The organism is Streptomyces sp. NPDC002698, assembly GCF_042888945.1.
Classification (GTDB): Bacteria; Actinomycetota; Actinomycetes; order Streptomycetales; family Streptomycetaceae; genus Streptomyces.
In genome coordinates this window covers 25,804-48,063 of the sequence record NZ_JBIAQM010000019.1, presented here as the reverse complement: position 1 = coordinate 48,063, position 22,260 = coordinate 25,804, and the positions used below count along the sequence as shown (strand labels likewise).

Here is a 22,260-nt window from a genome sequence, read left to right as displayed (position 1 = left end):
AGGTGCGATTCGGGGAGGTCTGCTGCACATTTCATTCCTGTGACGCACTCCACAACGCGTCCGTTTCCTGTTGAATTTTCCGGGCGAAGCCACCCATAAAGGCACTCTCTTCGGTGATCTTTCACGGGCGCGTGATAACACATGGACGCGTCGCGCGTAACCCCGCCCGACGATGCAATCTGAACTTTCCGTCGGTAAATTCAACCCGCATGACCGTCGCCCAAGCAGACGCCCAAGCAGACCTGTCAGCGGAATTCCTGGAAATGCCGGAGGGCCTTCGGATCGACCGTCCGGAGGTGGCCGACGGGGCCGCCCTCTGGCGTATCGCCAAGGACTCCCGGACCCTCGACCTGAACTCCTCCTACAGCTACCTGCTGTGGTGCCGTGACTTCGCCGGCACCTCGGCGGTGGCGCGCGACGCCGAGGGGCGTCCCGTCGGTTTCGTCACCGCGTACATGCGCCCCGAGCGCCCCGAGACCCTCCTCGTGTGGCAGGTGGCCGTCGACGCGGCGCACCGCGGCCACGGGCTGGCCGCGCGGCTGCTCGACGGGCTGACCGCGCGGGTGGCCGCCGAACGCGGGCTGTCCGTCCTCGAGACCACCATCACGCCGGGCAACACCGCCTCCGAGCGCCTGTTCACGTCGTACGCGAGGCGTCGTGGCGCGGCCGTCGAGCGCGAGGTGCTGTTCGGAACGGGCCAGTTCCCCGACGGGCCGCACGACCCCGAAGTGCTGTACCGCATCGGCCCGTTCTCCGTCTGAACCGCCTCCTTCCTCCCCTCCCCCCCCACTTCGAGGAGCGAATCGCCTTGACCATCACCCAGCCGGACCTGAGTGTTTTCGAGACCCTGGAGTCGGAGGTGCGCAGCTACTGCCGCAACTGGCCCACCGTCTTCGACCGGGCCCGGGGCAGCCGCATGTACGACGAGGACGGGCACGAGTACCTCGACTTCTTCGCCGGCGCCGGGTCGCTGAACTACGGGCACAACAACCCCGTGCTCAAACGGGCCCTGATCGACTACCTGGAGCGCGACGGCGTCACCCACGGGCTCGACATGTCGACAACCGCCAAACGCGGCTTCCTGGAGGCCTTCCAGAACCTGGTGCTGCGGCCGCGCGACCTGCCGTACAAGGTGATGTTCCCCGGCCCGACCGGCACCAACGCGGTCGAGTCGGCGCTGAAGCTCGCGCGGAAGGTGAAGGGGCGCGAGGCGATCGTGTCGTTCACCAACGCCTTCCACGGGATGTCGCTCGGCTCGCTCGCCGTGACCGGCAACGCCTTCAAGCGGGCGGGCGCCGGCGTCCCGCTGGTGCACGGCACCCCGATGCCGTTCGACAACTACTTCGACGGGCAGGTCCCGGACTTCCTGTGGTTCGAACGGCTCCTGGAGGACCAGGGATCCGGGCTCAACCAGCCCGCCGCGGTGATCGTCGAGACCGTGCAGGGCGAGGGCGGCATCAACGTCGCCCGGCCCGAATGGCTGCGCGCCCTCGCCGACCTGTGCCGGCGCCGCGACATGCTGCTGATCGTCGACGACATCCAGATGGGCTGCGGGCGGACCGGAGCGTTCTTCTCCTTCGAGGAGGCGGGCATCGTGCCCGACATCGTGACCGTGTCCAAGTCCATCAGCGGGTACGGGCTGCCGATGTCGCTGTGCCTGTTCAAGCCCGAGCTGGACATCTGGGAGCCGGGCGAGCACAACGGCACCTTCCGCGGCAACAACCCGGCGTTCGTCACGGCCGCCGCCGCCCTGGAGGCCTACTGGGCCGACGGGTCCGCCATGGAGAAGCAGACCCGCGCCCGCGGCGAGCAGATCGAACGGGCCCTGATCTCCGTCACCGAGGAGAACCTCGCCGACGTCAAGGAGTACCGGGGCCGCGGGCTCGTCTGGGGCCTCGAGTTCAAGGACAAGGCCCGCGCCGCACGCGTCGCCCGGCGCGCCTTCGAACTCGGGCTGCTCATCGAGACGTCGGGACCGGAGAGCGAGGTCGTGAAACTGCTGCCCGCCCTCACCATCACGCCCGACGAACTCGACGAGGGCCTGCGCACCCTCGAACGCGCCGTCCGCGAGACCGCCTGACCGGACGGCCGCACCCCGCAAGAAGCACGACCAGCACGACCAGCACGAGAGAGGTATCGCACCAGCGTGATAGTCCGTTCGTTCAAGGATGTCGAAGGCACCGACCGGCACGTGAAAGCGGCGACCGGCACGTGGGAGAGCAAGCGCATCGTCCTCGCCAAGGAGAAGGTCGGCTTCTCCCTGCACGAGACGATCCTGTACGCGGGCACGGAGACGTCGATGTGGTACGCGAACCACATCGAGGCCGTGCTGTGTATCGAGGGCGAGGCCGAACTCACCGATCACGAGACCGGCGAGAAGCACTGGATCGCGCCGGGGACGATGTACCTGCTGAACGGCCACGAGCGCCACACCCTGCGCCCGAAGACCGACTTCCGGTGCGTCTGCGTCTTCAACCCGCCCGTCACCGGACGGGAGGACCACGACGAGAACGGCGTCTACCCCCTGCTCACCGAACCCGAGGAGGTGTGACACACCGATGACCACCCTCACCGATCCGTACCCCAGCCGCGCCGCCACCGAAGTGGCCGTGCCCCGCCAGGACCCGGTCCTCTGGGGCGCGCCGGACGAACCCGGCCCGATCTCGGTCCCCGACCTCCACTCCTACGAGCGCGACGGCTTCCTCTCCGTCGAGCGGCTCATCGGCGAGGACGAGGTCGCCGTCTACCACCGGGAGCTGGAGCGGCTCGTCGCCGACCCGGCGGTCCGGGCCGACGAGCGCTCGATCGTCGAGCCGAGAACGCAGGAGATCCGGTCCGTCTTCGAGGTGCACCGGATCAGCGAGGTCTTCGCCCGTCTCGTGCGCGACGAACGCGTCGTCGGCCGGGCACGGCAGATCCTCGGCTCGGACGTGTACGTCCACCAGTCGCGGATCAACGTCAAGCCGGGCTTCGGGGCCAGTGGCTTCTACTGGCACTCGGACTTCGAGACCTGGCACGCCGAGGACGGTCTGCCGAACATGCGGACCGTGTCCGTCTCGATCGCGCTGACCGAGAACCACGACACCAACGGCGGCCTCATGATCATGCCGGGGTCGCACCGGACGTTCCTCGGGTGCGCGGGGGCCACACCGAAGGACAACTACAAGAAGTCGCTCCAGATGCAGGACGCCGGAACTCCCTCCGACGAGGCGCTCACCGGCCTCGCGAGCCGGCACGGCATCAAGCTCTTCACGGGCAGGGCCGGTTCGGCGACCTGGTTCGACTGCAACTGCATGCACGGCTCGGGGGACAACATCACCCCGTTCCCGCGCAGCAACGTCTTCATCGTGTTCAACAGCGTGGACAACGCCGCGGTGGAGCCGTTCGCGGCACCGGTGCGCAGGCCGGAGTTCATCGGGGCGCGGGACTTCACGCCGGTGCGGTGACCCCTCCGGCGGGTGTGAGCGGGAGACCGGCGGCCCCGGGGAGCACGTGCTCCCCGGGGCCGTCCGTCGTGTCAGCCGGACAGCACGTCCAGGAGGCGGTCGACGTCGGCGGGCGTGTTGTAGAGGTGGAACGACGCCCGCAGATTGCCGGAGCGGTTGGACACCTCGATGCCGGCCCGGCTCAACTCGCCCTGCCGGTGGCCCATTCCGGGCACGGAGACAATGGCGGAGCCGGGCGCGGGCAGCGCCTCGTGGTCCAGCGCGGCCAGCCCCGCGCGGAACCGTCCGGCGAGGGCCAGGTCGTGCTCGTGCACGGCGTCCACGCCGAGTTCCTCGATCAGGGCGAGGGAGTGGCGCACCCCGGCATGGGTGAACAGGGCGGGGCTGACGTCGAACCGGCGGGCGGAGTGGGCGAGTTCCTGCACCGGGCCGTAACAGGAGTCCCAGGGCCGCTCCGCGGCGACCCAGCCCGCGTACAGCGGGATGAGCCCGCCGAAGTCCTCGGGCACCACGAGGAAGGCCGCGCCGTGCGGTCCCAGCAGCCACTTGAAGGTGGTGCACACGGTGAAGTCGTAGCCGTCCGCGTCGATCGGCAGCCAGCCCGCCGCCTGGGAGAAGTCGACGTAGGTGCGTGCTCCGTGGGCGCGGGCCGCCTCGCGCAGCGCGGGCAGGTCGGCGATCCGGCCGTCGGCGGACTGGGCGGCGCTGACCGCGACGAGCGCCGTGCCGGGCCGTACGGACTCGGCGAGCCGCTCCAGCGGTACGGCGCGCACCTTGAGGTCACCGCGGACGTGGAACGGGTTCAGCACGGAGGTGAAGTCGTCCTCGGCGGTGAGGACTTCGGACCCCGGGGCCAGCCCGGAGGCGACCAGCGCGGTCTGGGCCGCGACGGACGGGCCGGCCGCGACCCGGGCGGCCGGGACACCGGCCAGCCGGGCGAAGGAGGCGCGGGCCAGCTCGACGTCCTCGAAGAGGGAGTCGATCGGCCTGCCCGCGGCCCGCAGGGCCACCGCCTCGTGCAGGGCCGCGACGGTACGGGCGGGGAGCAGGCCGGTGCTCGCGGTGTTCAGAAACGTGTTCTTCGGGGCGAACTCGGCACGGACGAGGGTCTCGAAGGTCTCCATGAAACCACTGTGGGCCCGGACGATGCCCAAGTCCATTGCGGACTTTTACGTGGTTTCCCCAAGCGGCGCTTATGAATGGGCCCCGACCTGCGTCTTCCGGCGCCGGGGCCCTCTCCCGCGCTTCTCAGTCCTGCGGAACGGCGCAGCCGTCCGGGCCACAGGCCTCGGCGTCGGCGCCCTCGTCCTGGAGCAGCGTGAGCCGCGGGCGCTCGCCCCAGGCCTGGGCCAGCGCCTGGGCGAAGACCTCGGCGGGCTGCGCGCCGGAGACGCCGTACGTGCGGTCGAGCACGAAGAAGGGGACGCCGTTCGCGCCCAGCTCGGCGGCCTCGCGCTCGTCGGCGCGGACGTCGTCGGCGTAGGCGGCCGGGTCGGCGAGCACCCGGCGGGTCTCGTCGTCGTCGAGCCCGGCGGCGACGGCCAGCTCCACGAGCCGCTCGTCGTCGCCGAAGACGGTCCGCTCCTCGGCGAAGTTGGCCTTGTAGAACAGGCCGATCAGCTCGTCCTGGCGGCCCCGCGCCTTGGCGAGGTGCAGCAGGCGGTGCATGTCGAAGGTGTTGCCGTGGTCGCGGTCCCGGGTGCGGTACGCGAGTCCCTCGGCGGTGGCCTGCGTGCCGAGGTTCTCCTCGCCCGCCTGCGCCTGGGCCTCGCTCATGCCGTACTTCTTGGTGAGCATCGTGATCACGGGCTGGATGTCGCCCTTGGCGCGGCCGGGGTCCAGCTCGAACGAACGGTGCACGACCTCGACCTCGTCACGGTGCGGGAAGGCGTCGAGCGCCTTCTCGAAACGGGCCTTTCCGACATAGCACCACGGGCAGGCGATGTCGGACCAGATCTCGACGCGCATTCTTCGGCTCTCTCCAGGTCGTGCGGATACGGGACATCCTCCAGGGACGTCGTTTAGGTGAACGTTCAAGCGGCTCGGGTCATTCCCCGGCCGCGTCCGCCCACCCGGCCGCGTCCGCCCGCCCGGCCACGGCGTACCGCAGACACAGGTGGTGATCACCCTCCTCGGGCGAGTTCTCCGGATCGGGGACCCAGCCCAGGCGGGCGTAGAAGGCCTGCGCGCGCAGGTTGTCGGTGTGCACGTCGAGGGTCGCCGTGCGCATCCCGTCCGCCTGCCACTCCTCCACGCAGGCCGCGTGCAGCGCCCTTCCGATTCCGGCCCGCCAGCGGTCGGGGTCGACGTGGAACTGGAAGAGCTTGACCGTGTCGGCGGGCGCGCCCTCGTCCGTACGGAACGAGGCGATGCCGACGATCCTGCCCCGCGCGACGGCGCACAGCACATGTGCGTCGGGGCGCGCGATGGAGCCGCGCCAGGCCTCGGCCCAGTCGACGTCGCCCTGCGGGACGCCGTCCGGGTAGTACGTCGAACGGGCCCGGAAGTGCAGATCGGCGATGGTCTCGGCTTCGACGGGCAGGGCGGTGCGGATCACCAGCGCGCCGGTCACACGTCCACTGATCATGCAACGGAGGACGTCACGGCTCCGGCCACGGTTCCGTGCCGGCTGAACTGGGTCCGGTACGCGCTCGGGGTGAGACCGGTCCGGCGGACCACGTGGGCGCGCAGCGAGTCGGCCGTGCCGAGTCCGCAGGCCGCGGCCACCTGGTCCATCGGCAGGGTCGTGGTCTCCAGGAGTTCCTTCGCGCGTTCGACGCGCTGGTGCAGCAGCCACTGAAGGGGGCTGACCCCGCTCTCGGCATGGAACCGGCGGGTGAGGGTGCGCACACTGACACCGGCGTGCCGGGCCAGGTCGGTGAGGGTGAGCGGCTTGTCGAGGTTGCGCATGGCCCAGCCGCGGGTGTCGGCACAGGCGTTGCCGCGCTCGGGGGGCAGCGGGGTCTGGGTGAACTGGGTCTGGCCGCCCGGCCGTACGGGGGCGACCAGGGCGAGGCGTGCGACCTCGTTGGCGACGGCGGCGCCGTAGTCGGTGCGGATGATGTGCAGACACAGGTCGATGCCGGCGGCGTAGCCGGACGACGTCAGGAACGGCCCGTCCTGCACGTACAGCACGTCTCCGCGCAGCTCCACCTGCGGATAGCGCCGACGCATCACCCCGGCGTGGGCCCAGTACGTGGTGGCCCTGCGGCCCTGGAGCAGGCCCGCCTCGGCGAGCTGGAAGGCGCCGGTGCAGATGGACGCGATGCGCCTGCCCGCAGCGGCCGCCTCGCGGAGCGCCGCCACGATCCGCGGGTCGGGCTCGAACGGCGCCCCGGTGCCCGCGACGACCACCGTGTCCGCCTCCCGCACGGCCTCCAGACCGTGCGGGACGTGCAGGTCGAGTCCACCGGTCGTGGGCACGGGTCCCGGCTCGGCCGTGCAGACGACCACCTCGTAACCCGGCCGGCCGTCCACCACGACCTTGCCGAACAGCATCTCCGGCATCGCGAGGTTGAACAGCGCGACGGGGGAAGGGGCGATGACGGTGACGCGGTGCGGGGCGAGCCGCTCGGGCATGGCCAGAACCTCCGGAAGCATGGCATTCAGGCCACTACTGTACGGCGCCGCGGGTCCGGAGCATGGGGACATGCCAACGAACCAGATGTCCAGGGCCTCCGAACCCGCCCCCGGCCAGGTGGAGTCGGGGTCGGAGCCGGGGCCGGGGAAGCCCTCCTCCGCACTCACCCTCACCGCCTCGTTGCTCGGCTTCGCGCTGACCTGTCTCGACGCGTCCGTGGTGAACGTGGCCCTGCCCACGATCGGCTCCTCCTTCGGCGCCGGGATGTCCGGCCTCCAGTGGGTGGTGGACGCCTACACCCTGGCCTTCGCCGCGCTGATGCTGTCCACCGGCGCCTTCTCGGACCGGGCCGGGGCGAGCCGGGCGTACGCGCTGGGCACCGTGGTGTTCACTCTCGCCTCCGCGGCCTGCGGACTGGCCCCGAACCTGCCGGCCCTCGTCGGTGCCCGGGTGGTGCAGGGCGTGGCGGCGGCGGTCGTGCTCCCTGCCTCGCTGGCGCTGGTGCGGCAGGCGTACGCGGAACCGGCGCGGCGGGCACGCGCGGTGGCCGCCTGGGCGGCGGGCGGTTCGCTGGCGGTGGCGCTCGGGCCGGTGGCCGGAGGCGCGCTGATCGCGGCCTGGAACTGGCGGGGCATCTTCTTCGTCAATCTGCCGGTGGGAGCGGTGATCCTGCTGCTGCTCCTCCGGGCCCCGCGCTCGCGGCCCCGCCCGGCTCCGCTGGACCTGCCCGGCCAGCTGACGGCGGTGGTGGCCCTCACGGCGCTGACCTTCGCGGTGATCGAGGGCGGGACGGCGGGCCGGGTCGCGCTGCTGACGGCCGTGGCCGCGGGCGCCGCGTTCCTGCGGATCGAGGCGCGCCAGGCGCACCCCGTGGTGCCGCTCGGCCTGTTCCGCAACCGGACCGTGGCCACCACGGTCGCCGTGGGCTCGGCGGTCAGCGTGGCCTTCTACAGCATGGTGTTCGTCTTCTCGCTCTTCTTCCAGCAGGTCCAGCATCACTCCGCCCTGTACGCCGGGTTGCTGTTCCTGCCGATGACGAGCCTGATCGCGGTGACGAACGTGGTGGCCGGCAAGATCGCGGGACGCTACGGGCCGCGGCTGCCGATGCTGGTGGGACAGCCGGTGGCCGCCGCCGGGCTGCTCGCCCTCCTCTGTGTCGACGGCCGCACGTCCCCGGTGCTGGTGGCTGTCCTGCTGGTCCCGCTGGCGCTGGGGTGCGCCCTGACGGTGCCGCCGCTCACCGCCGCGATGATGGACGCCGTGCCCGCCGAGCGGGCGGGGCTGGCGGCCGGTGTGCTCAACGCGGCCCGGCAGGTGTCCGGGGGCCTGGGCATCGCGGTGTTCGGGGCGCTGGTCGCGAACGGTTTCGAGACCGGGATGCGGCTGAGCCTGGCCGTCAGCGCGGCCCTGCTCACCGTGACGTTCGCCCTCAGCTTCCGTCTCTCAGGTCGCTCGGCCAGTCAGGCCTGAACTCGATGCCGTCGTAGGTCACCACACAGCCCTCGCCCATCGGCGACTGGGTCATGAAGCCCACCAGCGCGGCCCCGGTCTCCTTCTCGCCGTCCAGGGTGAACAGACGGACGAAGGTCCAGCGCTCGCCGTCGCGGGAGGCGTGGAAGGCGAAGGCGCGGCCCGTGCGGCTGACCCGCAGCCAGACGGAACTGCCGTCCACGGTGAAGGAGTTGGCATCGTCGGAGTGTCCCCGGGTGACCACCGTGCAGACGGTGGGCACGTCCGGGGAGTACTCCAGGCACAGCTTCGCCCAGGCCCGCTCCCCGACATGGACGTACAGCACGCCCGCGTCGAAGGCCGCCCCGAAGCCCACCGTCACGCGGGCGATCAGCTGGAAGTCCCCCTCCGGCGAGCCGAGCAGCCTCGGCGCGTCGGAAGCCGGGTCGAGTCCTTCCCCGGTGGGCGGCACGAAGCGGTCCTGCCGGGGCCCGGCCCAGCCGGTGAGGACACCGTCCTCGTACGACCAGTTCCCGTCGGGGCCGTAGGTACGCAGGGAGAAGGGGAGTTCGGGGAGTGTGACGTCCATGGTCGGAAGTCTCTCAGGTTCTGTGCCGGCCCTTCCGGGAAAAGGCCCGGCACAGATCCGGCCTAGCGCTCCAGGCGCCCGTCGTACCGTCGGGGCAGCCCCAGCGGGTTGTCGTCGCGCAGCTCGGGCGGCAGCAGCGCCTCGGGCACGCCCTGGTAGGCGACCGGCCGCATCCAGCGCTCGATGGCGGTGCCGCCGACCGAGGTGGACGTCGAGGTCGTCGCGGGGTACGGCCCTCCGTGGTGCTGGGCCGGGGCGACGGCGACGCCTGTCGGCCAGCCGTTCACCAGGACCCGGCCCGCGAGGGGGGTGAGTTCGGCGAGGATCTCCGCACCGCGCCCCTCGCCCGCGGCCTCCTCCGCGGAGAGCTGCACCGTGGCCGTGAGGTTGCCGGGGAGCCGGGAGAGCACCGCGCCCGCCTCGGACTCGTCCTCGTAGCGCGCCACGACCGTGAGCGGCCCGAAGCACTCCTCGAGCAGCAGATCGTGCTCGCCCTCGGCCGCGAGCCTGCTCGCGGGCACGGTCAGGAAGCCGGGGCTCACCGTGTGCGCACCAGCCGCACCAGGCGTCACCGGGGCCTGGACGTCCGGGAGCCCGGCGCGCTCGGCGACCCCGGCGATGAAGTTGTCGCGCATGCGGTGGTCGAGCAGGACCCCGGCGGCGGTGTCGCTCACCGCGTCGGTCAGGGACTTCAGCAGACGGTCGCCCGCCGCGCCGGCCGGAGCCAGCACCAGGCCCGGCTTCACACAGAACTGGCCGACCCCCAGGGTCATCGAGCCGGCGAGTCCCGTGCCGATCTCCTCGGCGCGCTCGGCGGCCGCGGCCTCGGTGACGACCACGGGGTTCAGGGAGCCCAGCTCGCCGTGGAACGGAATCGGCACCGGCCGCGCGGAAGCCGCGTCGAACAGCGCGCGCCCGCCGCGGACGGAACCGGTGAACCCGGCCGCCGTGACCAGCGGGTGCCGGACCAGTTCGACGCCGGCCTCGAAGCCGTGGACGAGGCCGACGACGCCCTCGGGGATGTCGTGCCGGCCGGCCGCCCGGCGCAGGACGGCCGCGACCAGCTCGGAGAGCGCCGGGTGGTCGGGGTGGGCCTTGACGACGACCGGGCAGCCCGCGGCCAGCGCGCTGGCCGTGTCACCGCCGGCCACCGAGAAGGCGAAGGGGAAGTTCGAGGCCGAGTACACGGCGACGACGCCCAGCGGCACCTTGTAGCGGCGCAGGTCCGGGATCGGCGGGGTGGCCGTGGCGTCCGGGTGGTCGATCACGACGTCGAGGAACGCGCCCTCGTCGACGATTCCGGCGAATGCGCGCAACTGGTAGCAGGTGCGGGCGAGTTCACCGGTGAGCCGGACCGGACCGAGCGCGGTCTCCGCGTCGGCGGCCTCGACGAGCAGGTCCTTGGCCCCTTCGAGCAGGTCGGCGGCGGTGCGCAGGAACGCGGCGCGTACGGTGCGGTCGGCGAGAGCGGAACGCGCGGCGTGCGCGGCACGGACGGAGTCGTCCACCTCCTGGGCCGTGGCCTCCACCGCGACCTGCTCCCGCTGCTTCCCGGTACGGGGGTCGACACTCCAGACTGGTGCTGCTGCCACCGCGGGTCCCTTCAGATGTGATGCCACAGTTCTTGTGTCACTCACCAGGGGTGTTCGATATGCTGAACGCTGTCTCTGATGGTGAATCTCCTGTCGGAGACTATTTCCCGTCCAACGAAGGGGTCAAGGGCGATGTCGGCAGGCGAGACAGGTGGCGGGGCGCAGGTCAAGTCCGCGGTGCGGACCGTTGAATTGCTGGAGTACTTCGCCGGCCGGCCCGGAATGCACTCCCTCGCCGCGGTCCAGGAGGCCGTCGGATATCCCAAGTCCAGCCTGTACATGTTGCTTCGCACGCTCGTCGAACTCGGCTGGGTCGAGACGGACGCGACGGGCACGCGGTACGGCATCGGCGTACGGGCCCTGCTGGTCGGCACCTCGTACATCGACGGCGACGAGGTGGTCGCCGCGGCCCGCCCGACCCTCGACCGCCTCTCCGACGACACCACCGAGACGATCCACCTCGCGCGTCTGGACGGCACGAACGTCGTCTATCTGGCCACCCGGCAGTCGCAGCACTATCTGCGCCCCTTCACCCGGGTCGGCCGCAGGCTCCCCGCCCACTCCACCTCGCTCGGCAAGGCACTGCTGGCCACGTACGGTGACGAGCAGGTCCGCAAGATGCTGCCGGAGACGCTCCCGGCGCTGACCGAGCACACGATCACCGACCGGGAGAAGCTCATCGAGGAGCTGCACCAGGTACGGGAGCAGGGCTTCGCGGTGGACCGCGAGGAGAACACGCTGGGGCTGCGCTGCTTCGGTGTGGCGATCCCGTACCGCACGCCCGCCCGTGACGCGATCAGCTGCTCGGTGCCCGTGGCCCGGCTCACCCCCGCGCACGAGCAGATGGTCAAGGACGCCCTCTTCGACGCCCGCGACCGGCTCACCCTGGCCACCCGCAGGCTCTGACGGCAAGGCGGCCGCCCGGTGGCCTCATGAAGGATCGATGAGAAAACCGGGCGGACGGGAACGATTCACCCCTGATCGCTCGTCCTTCTGTGCGGAATGAACAAGACGATCAGGCGTGCCGCCGTCTTCTCACTGCTGCTCGTGCTCTCTCTGCTGATCAGGGCGACCTGGGTGCAGTTCTACGACGGCCAGGCACTCGCGGACGACAAGGACAACCGACGGAACGCGATCGCGCTGTACGCGAACCCGCTCGGGAACATCATCGTGGCCGGCGACGCGATCACCGGCTCCGCGGAGACGACAGGGAGCGACCTCGAGTACAAGCGGACGTACAAGAACGGCAGCCTGTACGCGGCGGTCACCGGCTACAGCTCGCAGGTCTACGGCGCGACCCAGCTGGAGGGCATCTACCAGAAGCTGCTGGACGGCTCGGACATCCAGCTGAAGAACCCGCTGGACACGCTCACCAACAGGCGCGCCGACCCCGGTGACGTGGTCACGACGATCGACCCGGCCGTCCAGAAGGCCGCCTACAACGCGCTCGGGAACAACAAGGGCGCGGCCGTCGCGATCGACCCGAAGACCGGCAAGATCCTCGCGGCCGTCTCGACACCCTCGTACGACCCGACGTCGATCAGCGCGGGCAACAACAGCGTCTGGAAGAAGCTGACGACCGACCCCGACAAGCCGCTGGTCAACCGCGCGCTGCGGCAGCCGCTGCCGCCGGGCTCGACCTTCAAGCTGGTCGTGGCCGCCGCCGCGCTGGAGAACGGGCTCTACTCCGACGTGGACGCCAGGACAACCAGCCCGGACCCGTACACCCTGCCGGGCACGACGACCGTCCTGAAGAACGAGAACGCGTCCGCTCCCTGCGAGAACGCCTCGATCCGGGTCGCGCTCCAGTACTCCTGCAACAACGTCTTCGCGAAGATGGCGGTCGACCTCGGCCAGGGCGAGGTCAGGGCCATGGCGGAGAAGTTCGGCTTCAACGACACGCAGCAGGACGTGCCGGTGCGGGCGTACGCCAGCGTGTACCCCACGGGCATGGACAGGTCGTCCACGGCGCTGACCGGCATCGGGCAGTTCGACGTCACGGCCACGCCGCTCCAGATGGCGATGGTGTCCGCCGCGATCGCCAACGACGGCAAGCTGGTCTCGCCGCACATGGTGTCGCAGACCAGCGACTCCGACGGCAACGTGCTGAAGAACTACGACGACAGCGCGGACACCGAGGAGATCGTCAGCTCGGAGACCGCCCGGCAGCTCCGGTCCGCGATGCAGACGGTCGTCGAGGACGGCACGGGCACCAACGCCCTGATCCCCGGCGCGACCGTGGGCGGCAAGACCGGCACGGCCCAGCACGGCGAGAAGAACAGCAAGACGCCGTACGCCTGGTTCACGTCGTACGCGAAGGCCGACTCGAACGGCAAGGAGGTCGCCGTCGCGGTCATGGTCGAGCAGTCGGACGCGGCGCGCTCGGAGGTCAGCGGCAACGGGCTGGCGGCGCCGGTCGCCAAGGCGATGATGCGGGCGGCGCTGAAGAACTGAGGCGCGCCCGGCCCCGCACGTGAGGCGGCCCCGCACCCCATCGGGTGCGGGGCCGCCGCGCGCAAGGACTCCGCCGGACGGACCGTAGCCACGGACACCGGCTCCGTCGGACGGACCGTCGCCTCAGGAACCGGCTCCACCGACTGGCCGGTCGCTTCAGCCACCGGCTCCCACCAACTGGCCGATCGCTTCAGCCACCGGCTCCCACCGGCTGGCCGCTCGCCTCAGTCACCGGCTCCACCAACTGGCCGGTCGCTTCAGCCACCGGCTCCCACCGGCTGGCCGGTCGCCTCAGACACCGGCTCCCTCGCACGGGCCGGTCACTTCACGCCGAGCACCTGCTCCACCGGCTCGATCGCGAAGTACACCAGGAACAGCGCCGAGACGGCCCACAGCAGCCAGTTGACCTCCTTCGCCTTGCCCAGGACCGCCTTGATGACGACGTAGGCCAGGAAGCCGGCCCCGATGCCGTCGGTGATGGAGTACGTGAACGGCATCACGGCGATGGTCAGGAACGCCGGGATCGCGATCTCGTACCGGTCCCAGTCGATGTGCTTGACGTGGGTCATCATCAGGAACCCGACCGCGATCAGCGCGGGCGCGGCGGCCTGGAGCGGGACGATGGTCAGCAGCGGGGTGAGGAAGAGCGCGAGGCCGAACAGGCCGCCGGTGATCAGGTTGGCGAAGCCGGTGCGGGCGCCCTCGCCGACGCCGGCCGCGGACTCGATGTAGGCGGTGTTGGAGGAGGCGGAGCCCACACCGCCCGCGACGGCGGCGGCGCCGTCGATGAACAGGACCCGGCCGATGCCCGGGACCTGGCCCTGCTCGTCGAGCAGCCCGGCCTCGGCGCTGATCCCGACGATGGTCCCCATGGCGTCGAAGAAGTCCGACAGGACCAGCGTGAAGACCAGCAGGACGGCGGTGAGGACACCGGCCTCGGCGAAGCCGCCGAACAGGCTGAAGTGGCCGACGAGTCCGAAGTCCGGGCTGGCGACGATCTCGTCCGGGACCTTGGGCGTGGTCAGGCCCCAGCTCTTGATGTCGGCGACGGCGTCGATGACGATCGCCACGACCGTCATGGTGACGATGCTGATGAGGATCGCGCCCTTCACCTTGCGGGCGAGCAGCGCGATGGTCAGCAGGACGCCGAGACAGAAGACGAGGACGGGCCAGCCGGTGAGGCGGCCCACGGCACCGAGCTGCACCGGGACGGTGGTGTGGGCGACGTCCGGTATACGGCTGACGAAGCCGGCGTCCACGAAGCCGATGAAGGCGATGAACAGACCGATGCCGACGCCGATGGCCTGCTTGAGCTGCTGCGGGATCGCGTTCATGATCGCTTCCCGGAGGCCGGTGAGCACCAGGACGCAGATCAGGACGCCTTCGAGGACGACCAGGCCCATGGCGTCGTCCCAGCTCATCAGCGGCGCGAGCTGGAAGGCCACGACGGCGTTGAGGCCGAGGCCCGCCGCGATGGCGAGCGGGAGGTTGCCCCCGATCCCCATGATGACGGTCATGACACACGCCACCAGCGCGGTGGCGGTGACCAGTTGACCGGTGTCCAGTGTGTGCCCGAACTTGTCCTTGGCGCTGCCGAGGATGATGGGATTCAGGACGAGGATGTAGGCCATGGTGAAGAAGGTGGCGAACCCGCCGCGTATCTCCCGGCCGACGGTGGAGCCTCTGGCGGATATCTTGAAGAAGGCGTCGATCCCGCCTGCCGCCGGTGGGGCGGTACTTGGCCGGTTGTCGACCTTCTGCGCTTCGGACATGGCGATGCTCCTCGTTGCCTGCGTGCCTGGTGTGCGGATGCTGGCTGGATTGTTCCCCCGATCAACGGGTTTCAGGTTTTCCCCGTGTTACGGAATCGGGTTCGGCCCGCCATACGCCGTTCGAAGGCCCGTACGACCGGCTGGTACGCTCACCCATCCCGCTCCGCCTGAACTCCCGTGCTCCACACCGGAATCACGGATCCGTACCCACCGCAACCGCACCGGCGCCGCAGCCGAAGCGAGGGGAGGCACCCCGTGGGCACGCTCGTCGACGACGCCGCCTCGGTGGAGTTCCACGCCTTCTTCGAGCGGCACTACGCCGAACTGTCCCGGCTGGCCCACCTGTTGACGGGTGAGCCGGACGCGGCCGACGATCTGGCCGCCGACGCGCTGCTCGCGCTGTGGCACCGCTGGGACCGGGTGCGGGCGGCGGACCGTCCGACGGCGTACGCGCGCGGAGTGGTCGCCAACCTCGCCCGCACCCGGATCCGCGCCGCCGTGCGGGAGCGCCGGCGGATCACGCTCGTCTGGTCGCAGCGCGAGGACAGGGCCGAGAACCCCGACGTACCGGGGACGGTCGATGTCCGGCAGGCCCTGTGCCGGCTGCCGTTCCGCAAGCGCGCCTGCGTCGTGCTGCGGCACGCCTTCGACCTATCGGAGAAGGACACCGCGCTCGCCCTCGGCGTCTCCGTGGGTACGGTGAAGAGCCAGACGTCCAAGGGCATGGCGGAGCTGAAGCGGCTGCTCGGCACGGACGAGGCGTCGGTACGGATGCACGCGGGGGCGCTGCCCACGGGTGGGACCGGGGGGCGGGACCGGTGAGGGAGTCGCGGGAGGTGCACGACGAGCTGCGCGCCCGGCTGCGCGAGGCAGTCGGAGCCCACGAGCCGGACCGCGCGCGCATCCTGGACCGGGTGGAGCGCGGCATGGCGGGCTCCGGCGAGCGGCGGCCCCCACGGCGCGGCGCGCGCCCGCCGCTGCTCGGCTGGGCCCGTGTCCTCGGTGCCGCGGCCGCGGTCGCGGGCCTCCTGGTGGTGGGCGGTTACGCGGTCGCCCCGGCGGTGCGGGACGACGGACCGGCACGGCGGACCGTGGCCGTCCCCCCGGCGCCCGACCCGTCGCCGGACCCGGCGGGCCGGGCGTCGGCCACCCCCGGGGCCGGACCTCGTTCCGGGACGCCGGAGGTGTCGGACCCGCCGCGTCCGTCCTCCTCCCGGACCCCCACGACGGACGGCCCCACGGCCCCGGACCGGGCGCCCCGCGGGGACACCGCGGACGGCCCGTTGCGGTCGGACGGCTCGGTCGACCCGCACAGCGACGACTACTGGGCGCAGAGCGATGTCAGCCTGCGGACCACGGAGCGACTCACCTCGCTCTCGGTCACGTTGGAGGTCAGGCAGACCGGCGGGGTGAGCGAGACGGGGTCCTGGCTCTCGCTGCCCGAGAGCGACTTCACGACGACGGTCGCCGAGCGGGACGGCTTCCTCGTCTACACCTGGACGCTCAGGCCGGGCCGCACGGTCCGGCCGGGCGCGTGGATCTTCGCCGGCCAGTACGGCCACGACCGTGGCGGCCGGGACGCGAAGGACGACGGTTACACCGTGACGGCGACCGCGAAGGGCGGCGAACGGGCCTCCGTGGCCGGGGACTTCACGGCCCGGGACACCGACGGCGGCGATCCCTAGGACCTGTCGTCCGGATCATGCGGCGGGACGCGGGGACGCGTTCGCCTCCCGGCGACGACGAACGCCCCCGCCGGTGACGACCGGCGGGGGCGTTCGACGATGGGGGCGTGTCAGCTCACGAAGTACGTGGGGTTCGGGAGCTTGTAGGTCTTGTCGGCGTAGCCGCCGTCGAGGTCCGAGTACTGGTCGCCGAAGTTGGCGACGATGTCGTACCCGAGGGACTCGATGTGCTTGCGGGTGCCGGCCTTGTACTGCACGGTCGTGCAGTTCCAGGCGGTGGCGGTGGCGCAGTCGCTCAGATACGCGGGCGGGTTGGCCGCGTCCTTGAGGAACATGTGCGCGGCGTCGAGGTTGACGTCGACGCCGACCTTCTTGAGGTTGTCGACCGCGGAGACGCGCTGCGACTCCTTCAGGCCGGAGTTGTAGAACACCTCGACGCCCTTGGACGCGGCGTACTTGACGAGGTCGGGGCTGCCGAAGACGGCCGGACGGTCCGCCCGGGCGACGTACGCGGCCCAGGAGGCCGAGTTGTAGGTGTAGTTGGTCTTCTTCTCGTAGTCGAGGGAGAGCAGCAGCGTGTCGTCGATGTCGAAGACGACCGCGGGCTTCCCGTGGCGGTGGTGGGCCTTGCGGGCCGCCTGGTCGATGTACCGCTTGGCGGAGGCGTCGAGGCGGGCCAGGTCCTTGGCGTACGGGCTGTCGGGGGACGCCTGGTAGACCCCGTCGGCGTCGGCCGTGGTGCCGTAATAGGTGTCGATGTCCTTGACGAGAACACCGATGTTGTAAGGCTCGTGCGTCGAGTTCGCCGTGGACTGACCGGCGGTGGCGACGCCGGTGCCGTACAGGGCGGCACCGGCGACGACACAGGTTGCGGCGACGGCCGCTATGCGCAGTGACTTATGCATGACAGGGTTTCTACGCGCGTCACGTCGCTGGACGCGAGGCCTTTTGCCGGATCGATACATACTTTTCGGCCGACTTGGGCCTCGCGTCGCACGAATCGGGCCTCACGAACTGCCCGGCGGGAGTCAGTTCATGGTCGCGCCGATGGTCGTGCTGCCCGTCGTGAGGAAGGTGGTCGCGGGCAGTGTCCCGCTGGAGGAGCGGGAGTTGTACGTGCCGGCCGCGTCCGTGGAGATGAACGCCGGGGTGGAGACGCCGGAGTCCCAGTTGTTGCCGGCCGACGTCACCGAGGATCCCTTGGAGACCGCGGTGCCGTTGCTCACGGCGAGGTTCTTGCCGAGCTTGGCGGCGCCGGTGGCGAAGTAGTAGCCGTACTTCCCGTTGGCGTAGGCGGTGGTGCGGTTGATGACGATGGCACCGGTGTTGGAGTTCTCGGTGAAGCCGCTGCCCGCGTCGTCCCACGCCGCGGAGTTGTTGACGACGTGGGCGACGACCTCGCCGTCACCGCCCAGTTTGTAGCCGTTGCCGTCACCCGCGAAGGCCGAGTCCCCCCAGCGGTTCTTGCCGTTGCCGAAGGACCAGGTGTGCTCGACGGTGACCGGTGAGGAGAACGACCAGAAGTCGATTCCGTCGTCCGAGTTGTTGTAGAGGCGGGCCCCGGTGATCAGGTTGCCGCTGCCCGAACCGAACTTCACGGCGACGCCGTCCGCGTTCTCGCCGTGGGTGGCGGCGTCGTAGTTGCCGTACGAGTCGATGTTCCTGACCGTGTTGTTCACGGTGCCGTCGCCGGTCAGGGTGAAGCCGGAGTCGCCGCCGTTGATGGTCTTGACGTTGTTCCAGACGGTGCCGGTGCAGGACTGGCAGACGACCGCGCTGTCCGGGGAGTTCTGGAACGTGAGGTTGGAGACGTTCCAGTAGTCGGCGGTCAGCTTGAAGATCCAGGAGCCCGACGGGAGCGAGGAGCCGTCGATCTTCACGGTCTCCGAGCCGTACGCCGTGAGGGTGACCGGCGAGGAGGACGTGCCGTTGGCCGTGGACTGGAGGGTGGCCGTCGGGGAGTAGGTGCCGCCGCGCACCTGGATGACGGTTCCGGCGGTGGCGCCGGAGATCGCGCTGGTCAGTTCGGCGGTGGTGTCGACGACGACGGTGGCGGCCTGTGCCTGGGTGGGGAGGACGGCGAGGCCTGCGCCGAGCACCAGGGCGGCGCTTAAGGCGAGAGCGGTACGACGAGACATGGAGTGCGGTCCTTTCGTCGTGCTGGGGAGGGGAACGGGGGGAATCACGGGCGCCAGTCGCCGAGATAGGCGGCACGGGTGTGCCGCTCGGCCTCCGCGTCCGTGAGCTGGGGACGGTTCTCCGGGACGGTGATCACCGCGCCGGGTCCGGTGTTGCGGTACTCGCGAAAGCGCATGGACTGCCACGGGTAGGCCGCGCGCATGTCGGTGTAGGGCGCCACCGCGTCGATACCGGGCCCGAGTTCGCAGCCGCGGACCACGAGCGAGGGCCACGCGGTGGTCTCGTACGACGGGACCCAGGGCCGGGCGGTCTTGTACGCCCCGTCCTCGGCGCCCGAGGTGACGCGGCCGCCGACGGCGAGGAAGCCGTGGGGGTTCGCGCGGGCCGTGGACGGCGCGAAGACCATGCCCTCGGGCTTGAAGGAGACGTCCCGGTCGAGGGTGTGGAAGCGGCAGCGCTCGAAGACGGCGGTGGCCCGGCCGAACACGAAGTCGACGTCGCCCTCGATGTGGCAGTCGCGGTAGCAGTGCCGGTCGAAGGCGGCCAGGTCCGTCGTGTCCGCGAACAGCGTGTCCTGGTGGGCCAGCAGCCGCACCCGCTCGAAGTACGAGCGGTCGCCGGTGACGCAGGCCGCGACCGCCTGTGTGCCGGTGATCTCCGGGTGGTCCGCGCGCAGCCAGTCGTTCGCGATCGTCAGACAGCGCACGGTCAGCCCCGGAGCCGCCGAGGTGAAGGTGGCCGAGCCCGCGGTCCCGTAGGTCCCGGAGCCGTCCGGCAGCGGCGTGCCGTTCGCCCGGTCGAAGACGACGACCGCGTCGCGCGGGTCACGGGTGGCACCACGGAGCGTCAGCTCCCGCTTGTCGGCGGGGACGCGGACCACCTCGCGGTACGTTCCCGGGTGGACGACGATCGTCTGCCCGGGACCGTCCACCGCGTCCACGGCGGCCTGGACCGAGTCGCCGGGACGCACGTGCAGGACACGGCGGCCGTGGGCGGCGGCCGTGGCCGTGCCCGCGGCCGTGACCGACGCCGCCAGACCGGCGAGGAGGGTTCGCCTGCGCATCTCAGCACCCCTTCCACGGAGTCCAGTCGCCGAGATACGCCTCGCGGGTCGCCGAACGGGCCTGCTCGTCCGTGAGCTGGGGACGGTTCTCCGGGACGGTGATCACCGCGCCCGGCCCGGTGTTGCGGTACTCGGCGAAGCGCTGGCTCTGCCACGGATAGGCGGCGGACATGTTCGTGTAGGGCGCCACCGCGTCGATGCCGGCGTCCAGACGGGTGTCGCGGACGGTCAGCATCGGGCGGGCGGTGAGGTCCGAACCGGGCACCCAGGGGCGGGCCAGCTTGTAGTACGCGTCCGGCGCGGCGCTGCTGATCCGGCTGCGGGTGACCAGGTATCCGCGCGGGTCGGCGACGGCCGTGGACGGCGCGAGGACGAAGCCGTACGGGGCGCCGGCCAGGTCCGTGCGGTCCAGGGTGCGGAAGTGGCAGTGCTCGAAGACCGCCGTCGCCCGCCCGAAGACGAAGTCCACGTCCCCTTCGACGTAGCAGTCCCGGTAGTACTGCCGGGCGAAGGTGCCGAGCGCGATCGTGTCGGCGTACAGCGTGTCCTGGTGGCCGAGGAAGCGGCACCGGTGGAACGCCGAGCGGTCGCCCTGCACCTTGACCGCCACGGCCTGGGTACCGGTGATCCCGGGGTGGTCGGCGCGCAGCCAGTCGTTGGCGAAGGTGACCGAGCGGGCCGTGAACCCGTCGGCGCGGACCGTGGTCGTCGCGGACCCGGTGGTGCCGTAGGTGCCCGAACCGTCCGGCTTCGGCGTGCCGTTGGCGTTGTCGTACACGACGACGACGTCACGCGGGTCGCCGGAGGCGCCGATCCAGGTCATCTCGGAGCCGGCGGCGCCGGGCAGGCCGGTCGCCGGGTCCACGGCTCCGACCGAGACCGTCTCGCGGTACACGCCGGGCGCGATGACCAGGGTGAATCCGGCGCCGGTCGCGGCGGTCACGGCGGCCTGCACGGTGGTGTGGTCGCCGAGGCCGCCGGGATGGACGTACAGCGTCCTCGCGTCGCGCCGCGCGGACGGCGAGCCGTGGCGTCCGAAGGGCGGGCGCCCGGTGGCGCGGGCGGGGGCCGCGAGCACGGGAGCCAGTGCGGCTCCGGTGCTCGCGGCGACGAACGCCCTTCTGCTGACGGGGTGTCCGGCCATGGTCAGCAGATCTTTCCGGCGCCCGCATGGTGGTCGACGATGCCGGGAACGGCCCTCGGCGGGTCGACCTTCGTCCGCAGGACCGGTGTCCATCCGGCACCGGACTGGAGCGTCTCCGCCGGGATCTCCGCGTTGTGCACGGCGATCAGGTCGGTGCGTACGCCGTTGACGTAGTTGTCGGCCGCGGTCAGCGGCGCCTCCTTCCACTTCTTGAGGATCAGCGCGGCGCTGACCGAGTCCGGCAGCGTGAACGCGTTGTGCTCGGCGACGAGTCGGGACTCCATGCCGATGCCGTAGCTGTAGCCGTAGGTGGAGTCGGCCACGAAGTGGTTGTTGTAGGAGTCCACCTGCCCGAAGCGGACGCGGGGGGCGCGCTCGACGAGGCCGGTGAACAGGTTGTGGTGGAGGGTGACCTTCAGATGGCCCCGGTCCACGGCGGCGGTCGCCGCGCTGTCGCTGTTGCCGATCAGGATGGTCTTGTCGTGGTCGGCGAAGACGTTCCAGGAGGCGGTCACGTAGTCGGCGCCCTTGACGATGTCCAGTTCGCCGTCGTGCTGTTCGTAGATCCGGCCGTAGTACGTCGGCAGCGAGCTGTCCGGGTGGTCGCCGTCGGTGAACGTGTTGTGGTCGAGCCAGACGTGTGTGGCCCCGTAGACCACCGCGCTGTCGTACTCGGAGTTCCAGTTGCCGGTGTCGCCGTCGGTGGGATCCCACTGCGGGAAGCAGTCGAGGGGGCTCTCGAAGGCGAGGTTGCGGACGATGACGTTGTCGACGTCCTTGATCTGCAGGCTCGCGCCCTTGATGCCGGCGTCGCGGCCGATCCCGACGATGGTGGTGTTGGCGGGGACGTACGCCTTCATGGCGGTGTCCTGGTTGGCGGCGGAGGCGGCGCGCAGATCCTCCTGCTCGCCGCTGACCACCTGGTCGTAGCCCCACACCGCGGGGTCGTAGTCGGCGAGGTAGCGGTCGAAGTCGTAGCCGGGCGCGGCGAAGGAGTCGCAGCCGTCGGCGTTGGCGTCGATCGTGCCCTTGACCTTGATGATCTTCGGCGCGCTGCCGTCGGCGGCGAGCGCGGCCCTGAACTCCGCCCAGGTCGTCACCGTGTGGATCCGATCGGCCCTGGCGGCCGAGCCACCGGTGGTGCCGGTCCCGTCGGACGCCCAGCCGTCGCCCGCGGCGAGCGTCTGCCGGGCGGGCTCGCGGGACTGGGACCGGGCCTGGGCGGGGGTGCCGGTGACGGCGAGCACGAGGGCGGTGCAGCCCATCAGCGCGGCCGTTCTCCGCGTGGCGGCCACGCTCCATGTTGTGGCATGTGCATGCCATTTCCGAGTGTTCATCGTGCGGCTC

The 22,260-nt window shown here is 71.0% G+C and carries 21 protein-coding genes; 9 read left to right on the top strand and 12 right to left on the bottom strand.

What is annotated here, in order from left to right; all coding sequences use genetic code 11:
* Positions 1–209: 209 nt before the first annotated feature.
* The 4 genes from ectA (at position 210) to thpD (ending at position 3,446) form a co-directional block, all read left to right on the top strand.
* Positions 210–761 carry a diaminobutyrate acetyltransferase gene (gene ectA, locus ACFYW9_RS25090; protein WP_389154440.1) on the top strand — a complete coding sequence of 184 codons (552 nt, stop codon included), beginning with the start codon at positions 210–212 and terminating at the stop codon, positions 759–761.
* 47 nt (positions 762–808) lie between these two features.
* Positions 809–2,080 (top strand): diaminobutyrate--2-oxoglutarate transaminase, encoded by a 1,272-nt coding sequence (gene ectB, locus ACFYW9_RS25085; RefSeq protein WP_351872445.1) that lies wholly within the window; start codon positions 809–811, stop codon positions 2,078–2,080.
* A 66-nt stretch (positions 2,081–2,146) separates the two neighbouring features.
* Positions 2,147–2,551, top strand: a complete 405-nt coding sequence (locus ACFYW9_RS25080; RefSeq protein WP_351872443.1) for an ectoine synthase — start codon at positions 2,147–2,149, stop codon at positions 2,549–2,551.
* Positions 2,552–2,558: 7 nt separating this feature from the next.
* Positions 2,559–3,446, top strand: a complete 888-nt coding sequence (gene thpD, locus ACFYW9_RS25075; RefSeq protein WP_389154435.1) for an ectoine hydroxylase — start codon at positions 2,559–2,561, stop codon at positions 3,444–3,446.
* 71 nt (positions 3,447–3,517) lie between these two features.
* Here the strand turns inward: thpD and ACFYW9_RS25070 are convergent, their stop codons facing one another.
* The 4 genes from ACFYW9_RS25070 to ACFYW9_RS25055 form a co-directional block, all read right to left on the bottom strand.
* A complete protein-coding gene (locus ACFYW9_RS25070) occupies positions 3,518–4,570 on the bottom strand; it encodes an aminotransferase class V-fold PLP-dependent enzyme (RefSeq protein WP_351874412.1) in 1,053 nt (350 codons plus the stop codon).
* A gap of 124 nt (positions 4,571–4,694) precedes the next feature.
* On the bottom strand, positions 4,695–5,414 hold the full coding sequence (locus ACFYW9_RS25065; protein WP_389154432.1) for a DsbA family oxidoreductase: 720 nt from the start codon (positions 5,412–5,414) through the stop codon (positions 4,695–4,697).
* A 79-nt stretch (positions 5,415–5,493) separates the two neighbouring features.
* A complete protein-coding gene (locus ACFYW9_RS25060) occupies positions 5,494–6,033 on the bottom strand; it encodes a GNAT family N-acetyltransferase (protein WP_389154429.1) in 540 nt (179 codons plus the stop codon).
* A complete protein-coding gene (locus ACFYW9_RS25055) occupies positions 6,030–7,046 on the bottom strand; it encodes a helix-turn-helix domain-containing protein (RefSeq protein WP_351874421.1) in 1,017 nt (338 codons plus the stop codon). The genes ACFYW9_RS25060 and ACFYW9_RS25055 overlap by 4 nt, the downstream gene beginning before the upstream one ends.
* Positions 7,047–7,095: 49 nt before the next feature.
* Here ACFYW9_RS25055 and ACFYW9_RS25050 point away from each other — a divergent pair, with 49 nt between their 5' ends.
* Complete coding sequence (locus ACFYW9_RS25050; protein WP_389154424.1) at positions 7,096–8,496, top strand: MFS transporter; 1,401 nt, start codon at positions 7,096–7,098, stop codon at positions 8,494–8,496.
* Here ACFYW9_RS25050 and ACFYW9_RS25045 read toward each other — a convergent pair.
* Both ACFYW9_RS25045 and ACFYW9_RS25040 read right to left on the bottom strand, forming a co-directional pair.
* Entirely contained in the window at positions 8,456–9,064 is a 609-nt protein-coding gene (locus tag ACFYW9_RS25045) for a DUF1349 domain-containing protein (protein WP_329298955.1), read from the bottom strand. The genes ACFYW9_RS25050 and ACFYW9_RS25045 overlap by 41 nt on opposite strands.
* Before the next feature lie 62 nt (positions 9,065–9,126).
* Positions 9,127–10,656 carry an aldehyde dehydrogenase (NADP(+)) gene (locus ACFYW9_RS25040; protein WP_389154420.1) on the bottom strand — a complete coding sequence of 510 codons (1,530 nt, stop codon included), beginning with the start codon at positions 10,654–10,656 and terminating at the stop codon, positions 9,127–9,129.
* A 132-nt stretch (positions 10,657–10,788) separates the two neighbouring features.
* Between ACFYW9_RS25040 and ACFYW9_RS25035 the strand changes: the two genes are divergently transcribed.
* Both ACFYW9_RS25035 and ACFYW9_RS25030 read left to right on the top strand, forming a co-directional pair.
* The gene (locus tag ACFYW9_RS25035; protein ID WP_151470389.1) at positions 10,789–11,562 is read left to right on the top strand and encodes an IclR family transcriptional regulator; all 774 of its coding nucleotides are present in this window, start codon (positions 10,789–10,791) and stop codon (positions 11,560–11,562) included.
* A 96-nt stretch (positions 11,563–11,658) separates the two neighbouring features.
* On the top strand, positions 11,659–13,110 hold the full coding sequence (locus ACFYW9_RS25030) for a peptidoglycan D,D-transpeptidase FtsI family protein (RefSeq protein ID WP_389154416.1): 1,452 nt from the start codon (positions 11,659–11,661) through the stop codon (positions 13,108–13,110).
* A 320-nt stretch (positions 13,111–13,430) separates the two neighbouring features.
* On the opposite strand, the gene ACFYW9_RS25025 is transcribed toward ACFYW9_RS25030, so the two are convergent.
* Positions 13,431–14,882 (bottom strand): NCS2 family permease, encoded by a 1,452-nt coding sequence (locus tag ACFYW9_RS25025; RefSeq protein ID WP_351874435.1) that lies wholly within the window; start codon positions 14,880–14,882, stop codon positions 13,431–13,433.
* 255 nt (positions 14,883–15,137) lie between these two features.
* On the opposite strand from ACFYW9_RS25025, the gene ACFYW9_RS25020 reads away from it, so the two are divergent.
* Positions 15,138–15,704, top strand: coding sequence for a SigE family RNA polymerase sigma factor (locus tag ACFYW9_RS25020; RefSeq protein ID WP_389154412.1), 567 nt, complete (start codon positions 15,138–15,140; stop codon positions 15,702–15,704).
* Between the two features lie 14 nt (positions 15,705–15,718).
* Positions 15,719–16,567 carry a hypothetical protein gene (locus ACFYW9_RS25015; protein WP_389154409.1) on the top strand — a complete coding sequence of 283 codons (849 nt, stop codon included), beginning with the start codon at positions 15,719–15,721 and terminating at the stop codon, positions 16,565–16,567.
* 110 nt (positions 16,568–16,677) lie between these two features.
* On the opposite strand, the gene ACFYW9_RS25010 is transcribed toward ACFYW9_RS25015, so the two are convergent.
* The 5 genes from ACFYW9_RS25010 to ACFYW9_RS24990 all read right to left on the bottom strand — a co-directional run bounded on the left by ACFYW9_RS25010 (position 16,678) and on the right by ACFYW9_RS24990 (position 22,250).
* Positions 16,678–17,472 (bottom strand): HAD family acid phosphatase, encoded by a 795-nt coding sequence (locus ACFYW9_RS25010; protein WP_351874442.1) that lies wholly within the window; start codon positions 17,470–17,472, stop codon positions 16,678–16,680.
* A gap of 123 nt (positions 17,473–17,595) precedes the next feature.
* Positions 17,596–18,705 (bottom strand): right-handed parallel beta-helix repeat-containing protein, encoded by a 1,110-nt coding sequence (locus ACFYW9_RS25005; protein WP_389154406.1) that lies wholly within the window; start codon positions 18,703–18,705, stop codon positions 17,596–17,598.
* Positions 18,706–18,749: 44 nt separating this feature from the next.
* Positions 18,750–19,769 carry a pectinesterase family protein gene (locus ACFYW9_RS25000; RefSeq protein WP_389154403.1) on the bottom strand — a complete coding sequence of 340 codons (1,020 nt, stop codon included), beginning with the start codon at positions 19,767–19,769 and terminating at the stop codon, positions 18,750–18,752.
* 1 nt (position 19,770) lies between these two features.
* Positions 19,771–20,913: a pectinesterase family protein gene (locus tag ACFYW9_RS24995; RefSeq protein ID WP_389154400.1), complete on the bottom strand. Its 1,143-nt coding sequence runs from the start codon at positions 20,911–20,913 to the stop codon at positions 19,771–19,773.
* A 2-nt stretch (positions 20,914–20,915) separates the two neighbouring features.
* A complete protein-coding gene (locus ACFYW9_RS24990; protein WP_389154397.1) occupies positions 20,916–22,250 on the bottom strand; it encodes a polysaccharide lyase family 1 protein in 1,335 nt (444 codons plus the stop codon).
* Between the last annotated feature and the right edge of the window lie 10 nt (positions 22,251–22,260).

Bases quoted from the DNA above. Each gene is read 5' to 3' on its own strand.
- thpD (WP_389154435.1), top strand. From the start codon at position 2,559: ATGACCACCCTCACCGATCCGTACCCCAGCCGCGCCGCCACCGAAGTG.
- ACFYW9_RS25025 (WP_351874435.1), bottom strand. From the start codon at position 14,882: ATGTCCGAAGCGCAGAAGGTCGACAACCGGCCAAGTACCGCCCCACCG.
- ACFYW9_RS25055 (WP_351874421.1), bottom strand. From the start codon at position 7,046: ATGCTTCCGGAGGTTCTGGCCATGCCCGAGCGGCTCGCCCCGCACCGC.
- ACFYW9_RS25030 (WP_389154416.1), top strand. From the start codon at position 11,659: ATGAACAAGACGATCAGGCGTGCCGCCGTCTTCTCACTGCTGCTCGTG.
- ACFYW9_RS25050 (WP_389154424.1), top strand. From the start codon at position 7,096: ATGCCAACGAACCAGATGTCCAGGGCCTCCGAACCCGCCCCCGGCCAG.
- ACFYW9_RS24995 (WP_389154400.1), bottom strand. From the start codon at position 20,913: ATGGCCGGACACCCCGTCAGCAGAAGGGCGTTCGTCGCCGCGAGCACC.
- ACFYW9_RS25000 (WP_389154403.1), bottom strand. From the start codon at position 19,769: ATGCGCAGGCGAACCCTCCTCGCCGGTCTGGCGGCGTCGGTCACGGCC.
- ACFYW9_RS25005 (WP_389154406.1), bottom strand. From the start codon at position 18,705: ATGTCTCGTCGTACCGCTCTCGCCTTAAGCGCCGCCCTGGTGCTCGGC.
- ACFYW9_RS25010 (WP_351874442.1), bottom strand. From the start codon at position 17,472: ATGCATAAGTCACTGCGCATAGCGGCCGTCGCCGCAACCTGTGTCGTC.
- ACFYW9_RS25065 (WP_389154432.1), bottom strand. From the start codon at position 5,414: ATGCGCGTCGAGATCTGGTCCGACATCGCCTGCCCGTGGTGCTATGTC.
- ACFYW9_RS25045 (WP_329298955.1), bottom strand. From the start codon at position 9,064: ATGGACGTCACACTCCCCGAACTCCCCTTCTCCCTGCGTACCTACGGC.
- ectA (WP_389154440.1), top strand. From the start codon at position 210: ATGACCGTCGCCCAAGCAGACGCCCAAGCAGACCTGTCAGCGGAATTC.
- ACFYW9_RS24990 (WP_389154397.1), bottom strand. From the start codon at position 22,250: ATGAACACTCGGAAATGGCATGCACATGCCACAACATGGAGCGTGGCC.
- ACFYW9_RS25060 (WP_389154429.1), bottom strand. From the start codon at position 6,033: ATGATCAGTGGACGTGTGACCGGCGCGCTGGTGATCCGCACCGCCCTG.
- ACFYW9_RS25035 (WP_151470389.1), top strand. From the start codon at position 10,789: ATGTCGGCAGGCGAGACAGGTGGCGGGGCGCAGGTCAAGTCCGCGGTG.
- ACFYW9_RS25070 (WP_351874412.1), bottom strand. From the start codon at position 4,570: ATGGAGACCTTCGAGACCCTCGTCCGTGCCGAGTTCGCCCCGAAGAAC.